The organism is Solimonas fluminis, assembly GCF_002930645.1.
Classification (GTDB): Bacteria; Pseudomonadota; Gammaproteobacteria; order Nevskiales; family Nevskiaceae; genus Solimonas_A; species Solimonas_A fluminis.
The window spans coordinates 437312-454445 of the sequence record NZ_PSNW01000002.1 but is presented as its reverse complement, the minus strand read 5'-3'; the positions used below and the strand labels follow the sequence as shown (position 1 = coordinate 454445).

The 17134-nt window shown below is 68.7% G+C and carries 15 protein-coding genes and 1 pseudogene; 8 read left to right on the top strand and 8 right to left on the bottom strand.

The genetic code is table 11. The features are described from left to right. Positions 1–24: 24 nt before the first annotated feature. Together C3942_RS05960 and C3942_RS05955 are read right to left on the bottom strand one after the other, a co-directional pair. Positions 25–186: pseudogene (locus C3942_RS05960) on the bottom strand (tRNA 2-thiocytidine(32) synthetase TtcA); the annotation flags it as partial. Between the two features lie 71 nt (positions 187–257). Further along, positions 258–527 carry a DUF167 domain-containing protein gene (locus tag C3942_RS05955; RefSeq protein WP_104229443.1) on the bottom strand — a complete coding sequence of 90 codons (270 nt, stop codon included), beginning with the start codon at positions 525–527 and terminating at the stop codon, positions 258–260. Positions 528–582: 55 nt separating this feature from the next. Here C3942_RS05955 and C3942_RS05950 point away from each other — a divergent pair, with 55 nt between their 5' ends. Beyond that, on the top strand, positions 583–1065 hold the full coding sequence (locus C3942_RS05950; protein ID WP_104229442.1) for an FKBP-type peptidyl-prolyl cis-trans isomerase: 483 nt from the start codon (positions 583–585) through the stop codon (positions 1063–1065). A 45-nt stretch (positions 1066–1110) separates the two neighbouring features. Here C3942_RS05950 and C3942_RS21980 read toward each other — a convergent pair whose 3' ends face one another. The 3 genes from C3942_RS21980 to metH all read right to left on the bottom strand — a co-directional run bounded on the left by C3942_RS21980 (position 1111) and on the right by metH (position 6324). Beyond that, a complete protein-coding gene (locus C3942_RS21980; protein WP_133164240.1) occupies positions 1111–1989 on the bottom strand; it encodes a hypothetical protein in 879 nt (292 codons plus the stop codon). Positions 1990–2077: 88 nt separating this feature from the next. Next, a complete protein-coding gene (locus C3942_RS05940) occupies positions 2078–2533 on the bottom strand; it encodes a DUF2721 domain-containing protein (RefSeq protein ID WP_104229441.1) in 456 nt (151 codons plus the stop codon). 14 nt (positions 2534–2547) lie between these two features. Beyond that, positions 2548–6324 (bottom strand): methionine synthase, encoded by a 3777-nt coding sequence (metH, locus tag C3942_RS05935; protein ID WP_104229440.1) that lies wholly within the window; start codon positions 6322–6324, stop codon positions 2548–2550. 244 nt (positions 6325–6568) lie between these two features. Between metH and C3942_RS05930 the strand changes: the two genes are divergently transcribed. Then, positions 6569–8845: a DUF1631 family protein gene (locus tag C3942_RS05930; RefSeq protein WP_165797344.1), complete on the top strand. Its 2277-nt coding sequence runs from the start codon at positions 6569–6571 to the stop codon at positions 8843–8845. A gap of 503 nt (positions 8846–9348) precedes the next feature. On the opposite strand, the gene C3942_RS05925 is transcribed toward C3942_RS05930, so the two are convergent. From C3942_RS05925 to C3942_RS05915, 3 genes are read right to left on the bottom strand one after another with little or no spacing between them, the layout of a single operon-like run. Beyond that, the gene (locus tag C3942_RS05925) at positions 9349–10131 is read right to left on the bottom strand and encodes an SDR family oxidoreductase (RefSeq protein WP_104229438.1); all 783 of its coding nucleotides are present in this window, start codon (positions 10129–10131) and stop codon (positions 9349–9351) included. Further along, positions 10128–11015, bottom strand: a complete 888-nt coding sequence (locus C3942_RS05920; RefSeq protein ID WP_165797343.1) for an alpha/beta hydrolase — start codon at positions 11013–11015, stop codon at positions 10128–10130. Before C3942_RS05920 ends, C3942_RS05925 begins: the two co-directional genes overlap by 4 nt. A gap of 8 nt (positions 11016–11023) precedes the next feature. After that, a complete protein-coding gene (locus C3942_RS05915) occupies positions 11024–11839 on the bottom strand; it encodes an SDR family NAD(P)-dependent oxidoreductase (protein ID WP_104229436.1) in 816 nt (271 codons plus the stop codon). Between the two features lie 166 nt (positions 11840–12005). Between C3942_RS05915 and C3942_RS05910 the strand changes: the two genes are divergently transcribed. The 6 genes from C3942_RS05910 to C3942_RS05885 all read left to right on the top strand — a co-directional run bounded on the left by C3942_RS05910 (position 12006) and on the right by C3942_RS05885 (position 16958). Further along, on the top strand, positions 12006–12170 hold the full coding sequence (locus C3942_RS05910) for a rubredoxin (protein ID WP_104229435.1): 165 nt from the start codon (positions 12006–12008) through the stop codon (positions 12168–12170). Beyond that, positions 12167–13318, top strand: coding sequence for an FAD-dependent oxidoreductase (locus C3942_RS05905; RefSeq protein WP_104229434.1), 1152 nt, complete (start codon positions 12167–12169; stop codon positions 13316–13318). The genes C3942_RS05910 and C3942_RS05905 overlap by 4 nt, the downstream gene beginning before the upstream one ends. An 81-nt stretch (positions 13319–13399) precedes the next feature. After that, the gene (gene ppnP, locus C3942_RS05900; protein ID WP_104229433.1) at positions 13400–13711 is read left to right on the top strand and encodes a pyrimidine/purine nucleoside phosphorylase; all 312 of its coding nucleotides are present in this window, start codon (positions 13400–13402) and stop codon (positions 13709–13711) included. 337 nt (positions 13712–14048) lie between these two features. Next, positions 14049–15176, top strand: a complete 1128-nt coding sequence (locus tag C3942_RS05895) for an NAD(P) transhydrogenase subunit alpha (protein ID WP_104229432.1) — start codon at positions 14049–14051, stop codon at positions 15174–15176. An 11-nt stretch (positions 15177–15187) separates the two neighbouring features. Beyond that, positions 15188–15505, top strand: coding sequence for an NAD(P) transhydrogenase subunit alpha part 2 (locus tag C3942_RS05890; RefSeq protein ID WP_104229431.1), 318 nt, complete (start codon positions 15188–15190; stop codon positions 15503–15505). Positions 15506–15521: 16 nt separating this feature from the next. Next, positions 15522–16958 (top strand): NAD(P)(+) transhydrogenase (Re/Si-specific) subunit beta, encoded by a 1437-nt coding sequence (locus C3942_RS05885; protein WP_104229430.1) that lies wholly within the window; start codon positions 15522–15524, stop codon positions 16956–16958. Positions 16959–17134: the final 176 nt, after the last annotated feature.

Sequence of the window (17134 nt, the reverse complement as noted above, 5' to 3'; positions counted from 1 at the left end):
GTGAACAATTTAGATCGCGTAGAACTTGCCGCCGGAGAGGCAGACCATGACGCGGTCGCCGTCGACGATCATGTTGTAGTCCATGATCGCCTGTCCCACCTGGCGGCGCAGGCGCTTGTTGAGCTTGTTCTGCTCCAGCTGGAGCGTGCGGGCGTCCTGCTGGACGTCGCGGGCGACGGCGGACATCGGTACAGCCTTGTTCCGGGATAACGCCTTATTGTGGCATGCCCGCTCCCCGGGCGGCTTTGGCCCTGCCGTCAACCTGCCGGCCGGCCCAGCCGACGGCGCAGTTCCGCGTCGTCCAGGCCCTCGATCTCCAGCAGCTTGTTCGGCTGGGACTCCCCCCGCAGGACCCGGATGCGGGATTTCGGCACGCCCAGCACCTTGGCCAGCAGCTCGATCACGGCCTGGTTGGCCTTGCCCCGCTCGGGCACCGCCGTGACGCTGACCTTCAGGGCATCCCCCATCCAGTCGCCCACGGCGTCGCGGGAGGCCTTGGGACTGACCTTCAACGGGAGTCGGGCCACGTTCAGCGGGCTTCTGTTAGCATGGCCGCCCTTATTTACGCGCCAGGGCCGCACCATGCAAGCCGCAGAAAACTCCGTCGTTTCCATGCACTACACCCTCACCAATACCAAGGGTGAGGTGCTGGACAGCTCCCAGGGCGGCGACCCGCTGACCTACCTGCATGGCGCCGGCAACATCATCCCGGGCCTGGAGAAGGCCCTGGCCGGCAAGCAGGCCGGCGACAAGCTGCAGGTGACGGTGGACCCGGCCGAAGGCTACGGCGTGCACGACCCGGCCCTGGTGCAGCAGGTGCCGAAGCGCGCCTTCCAGGGCGTGCCGAGCATCGAGCCGGGCATGACCTTCCATGCCCAGAGCAGCCAGGGCCCGATGCGGGTCACGGTGACGGCGGTGCAGGGCGACATGGTGACGGTGGACGGCAACCACCCGCTGGCCGGCGAGACGCTGAACTTCGACGTGGAGATCACCGAAGTGCGCGCCGCCACGCTGGAAGAGATCGCCCACGGCCACGTCCACGGTCCGGGCGGCCACCACCACTAAGGTCCGGGAACCCGAGGGGGCGCCGGCCGGCGCCCCCTTTGTCGTTCAGCGCGCCAGTTCCGGCGCGTAGCGGGCATCCCAGCTGTCGCGCTGCCCGACCAGGCGGCGGTCCTGCCACATCACATAGGCCTTGGTGCGCAGGGCACGGCCCACGTCGCTCACCGCCAGGTCCAGGCTGCTGGCCATGCGCAACTGGCCGCTGGTCCATTCCGTGCGCCCGGTCTTGCTGCGGGGCAGCTGCGGGTACTGCCCGCGGAAGGCCTTGGTGTAGGCCTCGGCATCGTTCGGCCGGAACTCGACCTCGAACAGCCGGTCGTTGAAGAACTGCAGGGTCAGGGACCCGGTCTGCCCCAGGTGGCGGTACTCCCCGACGGCAATCCGGTCGATGTTGTAGGGCGGATACTCCTCGGGCACCTGGCGATGGTTGGACGTCAGCTCCGGCGAGTACCCCGCCTTCTCCAGCGCGGCGGTCACGCTGTCCAGGCTGGCATAGCTGCGGAAGGCCATCAGCTCGATCACCGAGGTCTCGACGCGCGTATAGGCCTTGTAGTCCGACACCTGCTGCGACGGCAGCTCCTCGATCACCGCCACCGGCGCGGGAGCCGGCTTGGCGGCAGGGGGCGCCGGCACTGGCTTGGGTTCCGGGGCCGGGGCGGGAGCAGGCTCCGGCTCGGGCGCCGCGGCAGGGGCCGGCTCGGCCACGGCCACCTCGGTGACTTCGGGCTCCGGCGCGGCAGGTTCCGCGGAAGCTTCCGCCGGCACGGCCTTGGGCACCGCCTCGTCGCCCTCCAGCAGGCCCCGCCCCCACATCGCCAGCGCGGCCAGCAGCGCGCCGCCTGCCAGCCAACGCAGCGGACGCCACTTGCGCCACCAGTCGGGGGGAGAGAAACGGTCCTTCTGCGGTTTGCGGGCGGCTTTTTCCATGATCCCGCGATTAGAGCCTGTCGGCCTGCGCCCGGCAACTGGCATCCCGGCGGATGCGCAAATCTCTGTCAGCCCTGTGCGAATGCGCCTATACGCGCGGGCGGGGGCCGATGCGCAGGTGGATCAGCCCCAGGTGGATCTCGCGCATGAAGCACAGCAGTCCGAAGATGAAGGCCAGCATCGCGGCGATGAACAGCATGGCCACCACGGCGAAGGCATTGAGGTCCAGCACCGCCGAGATGAACAGGATCACCACCACCAGGGCCACCAGCAGGGCACAGCCGACGCAGGCGCCGATCGCCAGCTGCAGGTAGCGGGCCCGGCGCGCCAGCACGCCCAGTTCGGCGTCGCGGGCGATGTCGGGCGTGGCGGGGTCGCTCGGCGGCGGAACGCGCTCCTCCAGCTTGCGGGCCTTGTCGATCACCCGGGCCATGCGGTTGGTCAGCACGCCCAGCATCGAGCCGATGCCGGCCAGCAGGAACACCGGCGCCACCGCCAATTGGATGGTATGGGCGATCGACAGCACCTGGCCTTCTTCCACCATCGCCGCCCCCTTCGTCAGTCTTCCGGCTCGTAGCCCAGGTTCGGCGCCAGCCACTTCTCGGCCTCGGCCAGCGTCCAGCCCTTGCGGCGGGCATAGTCGGCGACCTGGTCGCGGTTGATGCGGCCCAGCACGAAGTACTGCGCCGCGGGATGGGAGTAGTACCAGCCGCTCACCGCCGCCCCCGGCCACATGGCGTAGCTCTCGGTCAGCTGGATGCCGCAGTTCTTCTCCACGTCCAGCAGCTTCCACAGCGTGCCTTTCTCGGAGTGCTCGGGGCAGGCCGGGTAGCCGGGCGCCGGACGGATGCCGGCGTACTTCTCCTGGATCAGGGACTGATTGTCGAGATGCTCGTCCGGGACGTAGCCCCAGAATTCCTTGCGCACGCGCTGGTGCAGGCGCTCGGCGAAGGCCTCGGCGAGGCGGTCGGCGAGCGACTCCAGCATGATCGCGCTGTAGTCGTCGTTGGCCTTCTTGAAGGCCGCGACACGCTCGGCGCAGCCGATGCCGGCGGTCACCGCGAAGCCGCCGACATAGTCGTGCAGCCCGGTTTCCTTCGGCGCCACGTAGTCGGCGAGGCTGCGATTGGGCACACCCTCGCGATGCTCTCCCTGCTGGCGCAGGTTGAACAGCGTGGCGGCCACCGTCGTGCGGCTTTCGTCGCTGTAGACCTCGACGTCGTCGCCGTTGACCTGGCTGGCGGGGAACAGGCCGATCACGCCGGAGGCGCGCAGCCACTTCTCGTCGATGATCCGGTCCAGCATCGCCTGCGCGTCGGCGAACAGTTTGCGCGCCGCCTCGCTGGTGGCGGGGTTGTTGAGCAGTTCCGGGAACTTGCCCTTCATCTCCCAGGCGATGAAGAAGGGCTGCCAGTCGATGTACTCGCGCAGCTCGGCCAGGGGGTAGTCCTTGAACACCTTCACGAACTGCGTGGCGTGCTCGTGGTGGTGGTCGCATGCGGGCCCCTCGCAGACGTCCTTGGCCTGCTGCAGCAGCAGGCGCGGACGTGGCGGGCGGTAGCCGCTCCACTCCACCGGCGTGCGGTTGGCGCGCGCCTTCTCCAGCGTCAGGAACTTCTCCTGGCGGTCCTTGGCGGCGTGGCGCTCGCGAATCTGGTCGTATTCCTTCTTCACCTCGGCCAGCAGCTTCGGCTTCTGCTCGACGGACAGCAGCGCGGCCGCCACCGGCACCGAGCGCGAGGCGTCCTTCACCCACACCACCGGCCCGTGGTACGAGGGATCGATCTTCACCGCGGTGTGCGCGCGCGAGGTGGTGGCGCCGCCGATCAGCAGCGGGATGTCGAAGCCCTGGCGCTCCATCTCCCTGCCCAGGTTCACCATCTCGTCCAGCGAGGGCGTGATCAGGCCGGAGAGGCCGATGATGTCGGCCTTCTCGGCCTTCGCGGCGTCAAGGATCTTCTGCGCCGGCACCATCACGCCGAGGTCCACGACCTCGTAGTTGTTGCACTGGAGCACCACGCCGACGATGTTCTTGCCGATGTCGTGCACGTCGCCCTTCACCGTGGCCATGATGATCTTGCCGTTGGAGCGCGACGCTTCCCCCGGCTTCTTCTCGGCCTCGATGTAGGGGATCAGGTAGGCCACGGCCTTCTTCATCACGCGCGCCGACTTCACCACCTGCGGCAGGAACATCTTGCCGGCGCCGAACAGGTCGCCGACCACGTTCATGCCGTCCATCAGCGGACCCTCGATCACCTCGATGGGGCGCTTGCCTTCGGCGGCCAGCGCGGCACGCAGCTCCTCGGTGTCGGCCTCGACGTACTGGTCCAGGCCCTTCACCAGGGCGTACTTGATGCGCTCGCGGGCGGTGAGCTCGCGCCAGGCCAGGTCCTCGGCCTTGCTCTCCAGCTTCTCGCCCTTGAAGCGCGCGGCGATCTCGATCAGTCGCTCGGTGGCATCGTCGCGGCGGAACAGCACCACGTCCTCGATACGCTCGCGCAGCTCGGGATCGAGCTGGTCGTAGACCATCAGCGCGCCGGCATTGACGATGCCCATGTCCATGCCCTCCTTGATGGCATGGAACAGGAATACCGAGTGGATCGCCTCGCGGACATGGTTGTTGCCGCGGAAGGAGAACGACACATTGGACACGCCGCCGCTGACCTTGGCATGCGGCAGGTTCTGCTTGATCCAGGTCACCGCGTGGATGAAGTCCAGGCCGTAGAGGTTGTGCGCTTCGATGCCGGTGGCCACGGCGAAGATGTTGGGGTCGAAGATGATGTCCTCGGGCGGAAAGCCGACCCGCTCGACCAGTACCTTGTACGCCCGCGCGCAGATCGCCTTGCGGCGCTCCAGCGTGTCCGCCTGGCCCTCTTCGTCGAAGGCCATGACCACGGCGGCGGCGCCGTACTTGCGGCACAGGCGGGCCTGCTCGATGAACTTGTCCTCGCCTTCCTTCATCGAGATGGAATTGACGATGGGCTTGCCCTGCACGCACTGCAGGCCGGCCTCGATGATTTCCCACTTGGAAGAGTCGATCATGATCGGCACGCGCGCGATGTCCGGCTCGCTGGCGATCAGGTTGAGGAAGCGCACCATCGCGGCCTTGCCGTCGAGCATGCCCTCGTCCATGTTGACGTCGATCACCTGGGCGCCGGCTTCCACCTGCTGGCGCGCGATGGCGACGGCGGTGCCGTAGTCGCCGGCCTTGATCAGGTCGCGGAACTTGGCGGAGCCGGTGACGTTGGTGCGCTCGCCGACGTTCACGAACAGCGTGCTGCTGCCGATGTTGAAGGGCTCCAGGCCCGACAGCCGGCATTCCACCGGCGGCTTCGAGGGCTCGCGCGGCTGGATGCCGGCCACGGCGCGGGCAATGGCGCCGATATGGTCCGGCGTCGTACCGCAGCAACCGCCGACGATGTTGACCAGTCCGGCGGAGGCGAACTCGCCGACGATGCCGGCCGTGTCCTCGGGCTTCTCGTCGTACTCGCCGAAGGCGTTGGGCAGGCCGGCGTTGGGATAGCAGGACACATGGCAGTCGGCCAGGCGCGACAACTCGGCGATATAGGGCCGCATGTCCTTGCCGCCCAGCGCGCAGTTCAGGCCCACGGCCAGCGGCTTGGCGTGGCGGATCGCGTTCCAGAAGGCTTCGGTGGTCTGGCCCGAGAGGGTGCGGCCGGAGGCGTCGGTGATGGTGCCGGACAGGATCACCGGCCAGCGCTCGCCGCGCTCCTCGAACAGCGTCTCGCAGGCGAAGATGGCGGCCTTGGCGTTGAGCGTATCGAAGATCGTCTCGATCAGCAGGATGTCGGAGCCGCCATCGACCAGGCCGCGGGCCTGCTCGAGGTACGCCGTCACCAGTTCGGCATAGCTGATGTTGCGGTAGCCCGGATCGTTGACGTCCGGCGAGATGCTGGCGGTGCGATTGGTGGGGCCGATGGCGCCGGCGACGAAACGCGGCTTGTCCGGCGTGGAGTGCTCGTCCGCCGCCCGGCGGGCCAGCTTCGCGGCCTCCAGGTTCAGCTCGTAGGCCAGCGCCTCCATGCCATAGTCATGCAATGCGACCGTGGTGGAGTTGAAGGTGTTGGTCTCGATGATGTCCGCACCGGCCGCCAGGTACTGGCGATGGATGCCCAGGATGATCTCCGGCTGGGTCAGCACCAGCAGGTCGTTATTACCCTTGACGTCGCGATGCCAGTCGCGGAATCGTTCCCCGCGGTAGTGCGCTTCCTCCAGCTTGTGCCGCTGGATCATCGTACCCATGGCGCCGTCCAGGATCAGGATGCGGCGCCCGAGCAGGTCTAGGAGCAGGTCTTGGCGGGCGTTCGGGGACATGGCGGGCGCGGGGACGTTAAAGCAACATTATATCCGTTAATGCGGATGAGCGGATAATGACGCTCTTTTCACCCTTTCCAACCTGATGCATAGTTCAGGTTGGCGAACGAGTGTGTCCGGCCGACAGACGCGCGGGGCGTGGCGGACAACGTAGCGTATGATTTTTACTGACTTTTTTTGATCGCAACATGGGCGTTTTCGCCAGACGATGGAACGGGGATCCCAGGACGGGGTACGTGGCGGCATGAGTGCCCAGGTCCATTCACTGTACCCGGGCCAGCAGGGCGCCGACAGCCTGGCGCCCGAGACCGCCGGTGAATTGCTGCGCGAACTGCGCGGCCTGGTGATGCGCGGCCTGGGCGAACGCCTGGGCCGCATGTTCAATGGCGCCGACGACCTGCTGTTCGACATGAGCGAACGCGCGGCCAACAACGACCAGCAGCGCGTCTACTTCGACACCATGCGCGCCATCCGCCTGGGCCGCGCCCGCATCGCCGAGCAGTACGAAACCCGCATCCGCGAATCCTTCGACACCCTGCGCGCCCAGGTCGGCGGCGAGCAGGCCGACCCCGGCGAGATCGACTTCGAGAACCTGGCCCTGCTGGAAAGCGAGGACCTGGAAGAGTCGATCGCGCTGTCCAACATGTCCGGCCGCGCCGAGAGCGCCTACCAGAACGCGCTGTTCGAGCTGGAGAAGCGCCTGGAATGGCTGGGCAAGCACAGCCCGCTGCAGCTGCCGCTGACGGCGATCGGCCCCACCGGCTTCTGCGACGCCTTCCGCGCTTCGCTGAAGGTGCTGGAGATCGAGTTCAGCATCAAGCTGGTGCTCTACAAGCTCTACGAGCGCCTGGTGATCGGCGATCTCGGCCCCCTATACGGCGAGATCCTGGGCCTGTTCGACCGCTTCGGCATCCACCCGGAGAAGAAGGCGGCTCCGCGCAAGCCGAACCCGGCGATGGCCGGTGTCGGCGGGGCCGCGGCCGCCGCTGCGGCCGCCGCGTCGGGCCTGCCGCCGGTGGGCAGCCCCGGCCCGCTGCCGTCGCTGGATGAGCAGACCCTGGGCCTGCTGCAGCAGTTCGGCACGCAGTTCCCCGGGCTGGGCGGAATGGTGCCCGGCGCCGGGCTGGGGGGGGCCGCCATGGGCCCGCTGGGCGGGGCCGGCGGCGTCGGCGGAGCCGGCGGCGGCTACGGCAACTCCTCCTATGCCGGCGCGGTGCTGGGCAATGCCTACGCCGACGCCATGCTGGCCTCCGAGTTGATGTCGGCCGCGCGCGGCCAGAGCGTGCAGGGCCTGGACCCCGGCCATGCCTGGGCCATGACCCAGCGCGCCGGGCTGGTGGGCCGCATGTTCAACGAGATCGTGGCGGACCCGAACCTGCCGCGCGGCGTCACCGGCGCCATGGAAGACCTGCGCTTCCCGGTGATCAAGACCGCGCTGTCCGACGTCAGCTTCTTCTCCGATCCGCAGCACCCGGTGCGCTCGCTGATCAACGACCTCGCCTCCATGGCCGCCTCGACCCGTGCCGGCGGCGCCCCCGCGGTGCAGCGCTTCGAGGAGCTGGCCCGCAAGGTCAAGCAGCAGTTCGACCTGAACGCCGAGACCGTGCGCCCCAAGGCGCGCGAGGCGGCGCCGCTGGAAGAGAGCGACATCGAGCGCTTCCTGGACCAGCAGATCGCCCAGGGCCGCGAGCGCCGCCAGGCCATCGTCGAGAAGGTCCGCAAGGTGGTCTCGCAGGAGCTGGAGCTCAACACGCTGACCCAGCCGGTGCCCGAGACCCTGGAGCCGCTGCTGCGCTCCGGCTGGGGCCCGATGATGGCCATGCGCCTGCTGCGCCATGGGCATGACAGCGAGTTGTGGCGCGCCGGCATGGAGCTGCTGCACCGCGTGCTGTTCGCGCTGAACCCCAAGTCTCCCAATGCCCGCAGCGCCGCCGAGCGCGAGGCGCTGCGCCGTGACATCGGCGTCGCCCTGGCCGAGGTCGGCATGGCGGAAGACCGCATCGACCCGCTGCTGTCCGGCCTGGACCAGGCCCTGGACGACGTGAACCACGACGCCGAGGAAGCGCTCAAGCGCCAGGCGCGCGAGGAAGCCGAGGCCGCCGAACTGGCGGTCAAGAAGGCCCGGGCGAAGGCCAAGGGCAAGACCAAGGATCCGGACGTCCACGCCGAGGTTCCGCCGCCCAAGGCCGCTCCCGAGCCGGCACCCGAACCCGAGCCGGCGGCTTCCGGCGAGCGGCTGCTGGAGCAGCTGTTGCAGATCGGCAGCTGGTTCCGCGTCTACGATCGCAGCAACCACGACACCCGCTGGCTCAAGGTCACCTCCTGGTATCCGCAGACCCAGCGCGTGTCCTTCGCCGAGTTCGACGGCAAGAACGTGCTGACCCTGCATACCAAGGACCTCTACGAGGACCTGATCTCCGGCCGCTCGGAACCCATCGACAGCGCGCCGACCACCCTGAACCTGCTGAAGACCCTGCGCGAGCAGAGCCAGCCGCCCGCGAGCGCCGCCCCGGCGGCCTGAACCGGCCGCAACGCCCAGATAGGCATCGCCGCAACGGGGAAGCCGTCCATCGCCGGACCTCGGCTCGCCCGTCCAGCCCTGGGCATGTCCGGCTTTACGCAGAGCGACATCGAGTCGCTTGCGCTGGGGCCGAACGCTCCCATGGCCGCCCTGGACACGCAGGCGATGCCGCTCAGGCCTCGCCAAGGCGCGCAGCATCAACCACTCGTCCGGGCGGTGCTACCGTTCATTTCACGGGAATTGACCGTTTGGTCCGTTCATCCGTCGCCGGGGGCCCGTCGTCGGGCGCGGGCGTTCTGCACGGCGGCAGGGGGTAGTCTGTGTTCCACGGCTGACGAAGAACCCGCAAGCGCCCCCCGGCCCCGGATTCTCCGCCAGCCCAACTCTCCCCCAACCCGGATCCCCAACCACCGGGTTCTTGAACGGCCTGGTGCATACCGGGCCGCTTTTTTTGGCTGATTTGTTTTTATTTATATGAATCTGAACTATTGATTCATATAAAATCAAAATCCGGACAACTTCGCCACCACCCGCCGGGTGATGGCCGCCGGACTCAGGCGGATCGCCAGCGCCATCAGCCTGGCCTGCAGGCCGACGATCCAGTGCGTGCGGCCCGGCCGCTTCGCGGCGCGCCAGACGGTTTCGGCCACGTCCTGCGGCGTCAGCCGCACACCCATCGAATCCAGGCTCCGGGCGCTGCCGGCCCCCACCGCGTCGATCATCGCGGTGCGCACGAACAGCGGCCAGACATCCATCACCTCGACGCCCAGCGGCTTCCATTCCACCTGCAGCGCCTCGGTCAGGCCGCGCACCGCGAACTTGGTGGCGGAATACACCGCCAGCGAGGGCGCGCCGTAGATCGCCGAAGCCGAGGCCATGTTGATCAGCCGCGCGCCCGGCGTCTGCCTCAGATAGGGCAGCGCGGCATGGGCGCCGTTGATCACGCCCTTGAAGTTCACGTCCACCAGCCAGTGCTGCCTCTCCAGCGGAATCTCGCCGAAGGGTCCGCCGACCAGCACCCCGGCATTGTTCAGCAGCACGTCGAGCCGGCCGCCGCTGGCGGCGGTGAAGGCGGCCAGCGTGTCGCGCCAGCCCTGGGGATCGGTGACGTCGAGCCTTGCCGCCCAGCCCTGCACGCCCAAGCGCTGCGCCAGCGCGCGGGCGCCGGCCTCGTCGATGTCGCAGACGCCGACGAACCAGCCCTCGCGGGCGAAGCGCTCCGCGCAGGCGCGGCCGATGCCGGCGGCGGCGCCGGTGACCAGGATGGCGGGGCGCGAGGCCGTCATGCCCAACGCTCCTTCAGCCATCCGGCGATGCCGGCCAGCGATTCGTCGGCCGCGCGCAGCAGGCCGCCGTGCACCTGGAAGACATGCCACAGCCCCTCCCAGCGGCGGAAGGCGACCTCGACCCCGGCTGCCTCGGCGGCGGCGGCCAGGCCCTCGGCGTCGGAGCGCAGGATTTCGTTGCTGCCGACCTCGATGCGCAGCGGCGGCAAGCCGGCGAGATCCGCCGCCAGCAGCTGCACCCGCGGATCGTCCGCGGCGATGCCGCCGCGGAATTCGGCGCCGCTGAGCCGCGCCCAGGCCGGCGTCAGCATGGGGTCGTTCGCGCCCACGCCGCCGACGCTCTCGCCATCCAGGCGCGTGTCGGCCCAGGGCGACAGCAGCGCGGCCGCGGCCGGCAGCGGCAGGCCGTTGTCGCGCAGCGCCAGCAGCAGCGACAGCGCCAGGTGTCCGCCGGCGGAGTCTCCCGCCACGGCGATGCGCTGCGGCGCCACGCCGTGATCCAGCAGGGCACGGTAGGCCGCCAGCGCATCCTGCAGCTGCGCCGGGTAGGGATGCTCCGGCGACAGGCGGTACTCCGGCAGGTAGACCGTGGCGCCGGTGAGGCGTGCCAGCCGGCCGCTGATGGCGCGGTGCGTGCGCGGCGAGCCCATGAAGTAGCCGCCGCCGTGCAGGTACAGCAGCACGTTGCGGCTCAGCGGCCCGGCGGCGCGCACCCGCTCGGCCGGGCGCCCGCCCAGCGTGCTGGCTTCGTAGCGGCAATCGCGCGGCGCCAGGTTGGCCTGCGAGGCCAGTTCCAGCCAGCGCCGGCGCAGGCCGATCGGCAGGCGCGGATTGAAGGCCGGCTTGACGGTGCCGCGGATCACGCGCGGGATGATCCTCTGCATCGCGCCCATCAGATCTTGCCCTTCATGAAGCGCGCGATCAGCGGCTGGTAGCCGATGCCGAGCAGGCGGGCGAGGCCGCCGATCACCACCGCGTCGCCGCCCACCAGGATGCGCGGCTTGTCCGCCAGGATGCCGCGCACGATGGTGGCGGCGGCTTGCTCCGGCGTGGTGCGGGCCAGCTTCTCGAACTCGCCGCCGAGGTCCCGCTCCCTGTTGGACTCGCCCTTGCGCGCGGTGCGCGCGATGTTGGTGCGGATGCCGCCCGGGTGCACGCAGCTGACCTGCACCGGATGGCCCTGCATCATCAGCTCCATGCGCAGGCATTCGGTGTAGCCGCGCACGCCGAACTTGGCGGCGTTGTAGGCGCTGTTGCCAGGGGCGGCGATCAGGCCGAAGACACTGGAGATGTTCACCAGGTGGCCGTCGCCGGAGGCGATCAGCTGCGGCAGGAAGGCCTGGGAACCGTAGGTCACGCCCCAGAAGTTGATGCCCATGAGCCACTCGAAGTCGGCCCAGGAGGTCTCGGCCGCCAGCGCCGCCACGGCGACGCCGGCATTGTTGATCACCAGGCTGGCGTTGCCGAAGTCGCGCTGCACGTCCTCGGCGTGGGCATAGACCATCTCGCGCTTCGACACGTCCAGTGCGTAGCCCCGCGCCTCCACCCCCAGGGCCTCGCAGGCGGCCACGCTGCCGCGCAGGCCGGCCTCGCTGACGTCGGACAGGGCCAGGCGGCAGCCGGCGCGGCCCAGTTCCAGCGCCAGGGCCCGGCCGATGCCGCTGCCGGCGCCGGTGATGACGGCGACCTTTCCTTTCAAATGTTTCATTTTTCTGCCACCCGATGAAATTTGGCGCCGATCTTGGCACGGTTTCGGCTTCCCGGCCTGGGCCGGCCGCCGTTGCCCGGCGTCCCGGCGGCTAACGTAGACCCGGCGCGGGGTCTGCTAAGATTCGCCGCTCTTTTTTTCCATTAGACGACGGTTGGAACCAGCAATGCGCAAGTGGCGCTGTCTGATTTGTGATTTCGAATACGACGAGGCCAAGGGCCTTCCGGACGAGGGCATCGCCCCGGGCACGCGCTGGGAAGACATCCCGGACAGCTGGACCTGCCCTGACTGCGGCGCCTCCAAGGCCGATTTCGACATGGTCCCGGCGTGAGCGCCCCGCTCACGATCCTCGGCAGCGGACACGCCGGCATCACGCTGGCCCGCGACCTCAGAAAGCTCGCGCCTGACCTGCCCCTGCGGCTGATTACCCGCGAGGACGGTCATTACTACTACAAGCCGGACCTGTCCAAGGCCTTCGCGGCCGGCAAGGACGCCGACGGCCTGATCAAGAATCCGCTGGAGCAGCTTGTCGAGCAGCTCAAGGCGGAGGTGCTGGCGCGCAAGGACGTCACCGCCATCGACCCCGCGGCGCATGCCGTGCAGGTGGACGGCCAGTGGCTGCCTTACTCCAAGCTGGTGCTGGCCACCGGCGCCGACGTGATCCGCCTGCCGATCGCCGGCGATGCCGCGGCCGAGATGCTGTCGGTCAACGACCGCGAGGACTACGCCCGCTTCCGGAGCCTGCTGCAGCCCGGCGCGCGCGTGCTGATCATCGGCGCCGGACTGATCGGCTGCGAGTTCGCCAACGACCTCGCCGCGGGCGGCTACGCCGTGCGCGTGGTCGACATCGCCGGCTGGCCGCTGAACCGCCTGCTGCCGGAAGCCCAGGGCCGCGCCCTGCAGGACGGCCTGGGCAAGCTCGGCGTCACCTGGCAGTTGGGCGCCAGCGTCGCCAGCCTGGACCGCGTCGGCGGCGCCATCGAGGCGCGCTTCAGCGACGACAGCCGCGCCACGGTCGACGTGGTGCTGTCCGCCGTGGGCCTGCGCCCGCGCATCCGCCTGGCGGCGGATGCCGGCATCGCCTGCAAGGCCGGCATCGTGGTCGACGACCACCTGCAGACTTCGGCGCCGGACGTCTACGCGCTGGGGGACTGCATCGAGGTCAACGGCCGCCTGCTGCCCTATATCCTGCCGATCGCCAATGCCTCGCGCGCCCTGGCGGCCACCCTGGCGGGCACGCCGACCAAGGCCCGGTTCCCGGCCATGCCGGTGATCGTGAAGACCCCGGCCTGCCCGACCCTGGTCAACCCCCCGCCGCCGGTCGCCGGCAGCTGGGAGGTGACCGGCACCGCGCCGGACCTGGAAGCGGTCTACAAGGACGAGGCCGGCAAGCCGCTGGGCTTCGCCCTGACCGGTGCCGCCACGTCCAAGCGCGGCCAGTACGTCCCCCTGATGCCGGCCATCCACGAGCCGGCCTGAGAAGAACCGCGGCCGGGCCCGCTCTCGCGGCAGTGCCGCAGGAGCGGGCCCGGCCGCGAAACACCACCCCAAGGAAACACCATGTCCCAGTTCGACCAGGTCAGCGTTCTCAAGAAGGCCAACGTCTATTTCGACGGCAAGTGCGTCAGCCATACGGTCCTGCTGGCCGATGGCACCCGCAAGTCGGTGGGCGTGATCCTGCCGGCGACGCTGTACTTCGGCACCGCCGCCCCCGAGATCATGGAACTGATCGAGGGCCGCTGCCGCGTGCGCCTGAAGGGCGAAACCGCCTGGAAGGACTACGCCGGCGGCCAGTCCTTCTCGGTGCCGGGCGACAGCGGCTTCGACATCGAGGCGCTGGAGCCGGTGCATTACGTCTGCCACTTCGGGTGATTCCTCGCGCTGGCGATGCCGAGCGGCATCGCCAGCGCCGACTCACGGGCACCTGGACGGGCCGCCCCAACCCGGCGAGCACCCCTCACCCCAGCCCTCTCCCCGCAGGCGGGGAGAGGGAGTTCGAGATGGCTCCCCCGAAAGAATGGCGTCCGGCACCCCGGACCTGTGGTATCCAGGCCTCCCGGAGCCGGCCAAGGCCCTGGTCCGGACCGAAAAACCTCATGCTGTAAACGGGTTGCGCTTCCGCTAAACTCGTCGCCCTGTCGCAAGCGCCGGGCGACGATTCGGCGTGCGCATCGTCCAGTAGCTCAAAAAACGTACCTTGGGAGTGATCATGCCGGTCAAAATCGCCGTGCTGAAAGAGACCGCCGCACGCGAAAAGCGCGTGGCACTGGTGCCCGCCGTCGCCGACAAGCTGGCCAAGCTGGGCTGCGAAATCCACATGCAGACCGGCGCAGGCCTGGCCAGCAAGATCCCGGATTCGTCCTACAAGAACGTCAACTTCGCCGCCAACCCGCAGGGCCTGGTGTCGGAGGCCGACATCGTCCTGGCAGTGCAGCCGCCGCCGGCCGACGTGGTCAACGCGATGAAGGAAGGCGCCATCCTCATCTGCTACGTCTACGCCCACAACCAGGTGGCCCTGGTGAAGCAGCTGCGTGACCGCAAGATCACCTGCTTCGCGATGGAACAGGTGCCGCGCACCCTGTCCCGCGCGCAGGTGGTCGACGCCCTGTCGTCGCAGCAGGCGCTGACCGGCTACTACGCCGCGCTGCTGGCCGCCACGCACCTGGCCCGCATCGTGCCGATGACCACCACCGCCGTCGGCTCGCTGCGCCCCGCCCGCGCCGTGGTGCTGGGCCTGGGCGTGATCGGCCTGCAGACCGTGGCCACGCTGCGCCGCCTCGGCGCGGTGGTGGAAGCCACCGACACGCGCCAGGTCACCAAGGAACAGGCCGAGTCGCTGGGCGCCAAGTTCATCGCCCATGACGTCGATGCCGTCGGCCAGGGCGGCTACGCCCGTCCGCCGACGCCGGAAGAACAGCAGCGCCTCGACGCCGCGGTCGGCAAGGCCATCCTCACGGCGGACATCGTGGTCACCACGGCCGCCATCCCGGGCCGCGCCTCGCCGCGCCAGCTCACCAAGGCGCATGTCGAAAGCATGAAGCCGGGTGCGGTGGTCATCGACGTCGGCGCCGAAGGCGGCGGCAACTGCGAATACACGGTGCCGGGCGAGACGGTGGAAGTCGGCCAGGTCACGGTCGTCGGCCCGATCAACATCCCGTCGATGCTGGCCGAGCACGCCAGCGAGCTGTACTCCAAGAACCAGTACGCCCTCATCGAACTGATGATGAAGGACAAGGCACTGGCCATCGACTGGACCGAGGAAGTGCAGGCCAAGATGTGCCTGACGCATGCCGGCGAGATCAAGAACGAAGCCGCCAAGAAAGCGGTGGAAGGCTAAGGGGAACAACCATGGAACACGCAGGAACCGTACTGACGGGCTTCGTCGCCCTCTACATCTTCATGCTCGCCGCGTTCACCGGCTACGAGATCATCGGCCGCGTGCCGTCGATCCTGCACACGCCGCTGATGTCGGGCTCCAACTTCGTGCACGGCATCGTCGTGGTCGGCGCGATCTACGCCACGCTCAACGCCACCTCGGTGCTGGAGCAGGCCATCGGCTTCTTCGGCGTGCTGCTGGGCGCGGGCAATGCCGCGGGCGGCTACGTGGTGACCGAGCGCATGCTCGAGATGTTCAAGTCCTCCGACAAGAAGCCGGCCGGCAAGTAACAGGGACGCCAGACCAATGAATGCACAACTCCTGATCGAAGTGAGCGCCCTGGCGGCCTCCTTCCTGTTCATCTACGGCCTCAAGCGCATGTCCTCGCCGGTGACGGCGCGGTCGGGCATCGTGGTGGCCGGCTACGGCATGCTGGTGGCGGTGCTGGCCAGCTTCCTCTACACCTTCGGCGTGGCCGAAGCCGCCAAGCCGCACCTGACCACCAACGCGATCATCGCGGTGGTGGCGCTGCTGATCGGCGTGGGCTGGGCCTGGCGCAGCGGCAAGACGGTCGAGATGACCGCGATGCCGCAGATGGTGGCGCTCTACAACGGCATGGGCGGCGGCTCCGCCGCCGCGATCGCCGCGATGGTGCTGCTGGCCGTTCCGGCCGAAGGCGCCAGCCACGGCTCGCTGCACTACCTGGTCACCGTGTTCGGCGGCCTGATCGGTGCGGTGTCGCTGTCCGGCTCGCTGATCGCCTGGGCCAAGCTCGACGGCCGCATCAACAAGACGCTGCGCATGACCGGCATCCAGGCCATCAACGGCTCGATCATGCTGGCCACGATCGGCATCGGCCTGTACATCGTGTTCGGCGCCGGCGGCCATGCCCCGGCCGGCGTCACGGTGGCCTTCTTCGCGCTGGCCCTGATCTTCGGCGTGATGATGACCATGCCCATCGGCGGCGCCGACATGCCGGTGGTGATCTCGCTGTACAACGCCTTCACCGGCCTTGCCGTGGGCCTGGAAGGCTACGTGCTCAACAACCCCGCCCTGATGATCGCGGGCATGGTGGTGGGCTCGGCCGGTACGCTGCTGACGCTGCTGATGGCCAAGGCCATGAACCGCTCGGTGAGCAACGTGATCTTCTCCAACTTCGGCGCCGCCGGCGACGAACAGCAGGGCGAGATCAAGGGCAGCCAGAAGCCGGCGGAAGCCGGCGACGCGGCCGTGAACATGCGCTACGCCTCCAAGGTCATCATCGCCCCGGGCTACGGCCTGGCCGTGGCCCAGGCGCAGCACAAGCTCTACGAGTTCGTGAAGCTGCTGCAGGATGCCGGCGTGGAAGTGAAGTTCGCCATCCACCCGGTGGCGGGCCGCATGCCCGGCCACATGAACGTGCTGCTCGCCGAAGCCGGCGTGCCGTACGACATCATCTACGACATGGAAGACATCAACGGCGAGTTCAAGGAAGCCGACGTCGCCATCGTCATCGGCGCCAACGACACCGTGAACCCGGCCGCGCGCACCAACAAGTCCTCGCCGATCTACGGCATGCCGATCCTCAACGTGGACCACGCCAAGCAGGTCTACGTGGTGAAGCGCGGCCAGGGCAAGGGCTACTCGGGCGTGGAGAACGAGCTGTTCTTCGCCGACAACACCAACCTGGTGTACGGCGACGCGCAGAAGGTGATGGTCTCCATGATCCAGGCGATCAAGTCGCTGGACGGCGGCGGTCACTGAAGCCAGAGAGCTGCACAAAAGGGCCGCCTTCGGGCGGCTTTTTTGTGCGCCACGATGCCCGCCCGTTCATGCCGAGGATGAGCGGTCCGGTCGGTTTCTACGACAAGGCTTGTTCTCGCTGGGGCCGTAGCGGCGGCCACTTGCTTGCAGGCCACGGACACGAAAGCCGCCGAAAG

Bases quoted from the DNA above. Each gene is read 5' to 3' on its own strand.
- C3942_RS05950 (WP_104229442.1), top strand. From the start codon at position 583: ATGCAAGCCGCAGAAAACTCCGTCGTTTCCATGCACTACACCCTCACC.
- C3942_RS21980 (WP_133164240.1), bottom strand. From the start codon at position 1,989: ATGGAAAAAGCCGCCCGCAAACCGCAGAAGGACCGTTTCTCTCCCCCC.
- C3942_RS05940 (WP_104229441.1), bottom strand. From the start codon at position 2,533: ATGGTGGAAGAAGGCCAGGTGCTGTCGATCGCCCATACCATCCAATTG.
- metH (WP_104229440.1), bottom strand. From the start codon at position 6,324: ATGTCCCCGAACGCCCGCCAAGACCTGCTCCTAGACCTGCTCGGGCGC.
- C3942_RS05930 (WP_165797344.1), top strand. From the start codon at position 6,569: ATGAGTGCCCAGGTCCATTCACTGTACCCGGGCCAGCAGGGCGCCGAC.
- C3942_RS05925 (WP_104229438.1), bottom strand. From the start codon at position 10,131: ATGACGGCCTCGCGCCCCGCCATCCTGGTCACCGGCGCCGCCGCCGGC.
- C3942_RS05920 (WP_165797343.1), bottom strand. From the start codon at position 11,015: ATGCAGAGGATCATCCCGCGCGTGATCCGCGGCACCGTCAAGCCGGCC.
- C3942_RS05915 (WP_104229436.1), bottom strand. From the start codon at position 11,839: ATGAAACATTTGAAAGGAAAGGTCGCCGTCATCACCGGCGCCGGCAGC.
- C3942_RS05910 (WP_104229435.1), top strand. From the start codon at position 12,006: ATGCGCAAGTGGCGCTGTCTGATTTGTGATTTCGAATACGACGAGGCC.
- ppnP (WP_104229433.1), top strand. From the start codon at position 13,400: ATGTCCCAGTTCGACCAGGTCAGCGTTCTCAAGAAGGCCAACGTCTAT.
- C3942_RS05895 (WP_104229432.1), top strand. From the start codon at position 14,049: ATGCCGGTCAAAATCGCCGTGCTGAAAGAGACCGCCGCACGCGAAAAG.
- C3942_RS05890 (WP_104229431.1), top strand. From the start codon at position 15,188: ATGGAACACGCAGGAACCGTACTGACGGGCTTCGTCGCCCTCTACATC.
- C3942_RS05885 (WP_104229430.1), top strand. From the start codon at position 15,522: ATGAATGCACAACTCCTGATCGAAGTGAGCGCCCTGGCGGCCTCCTTC.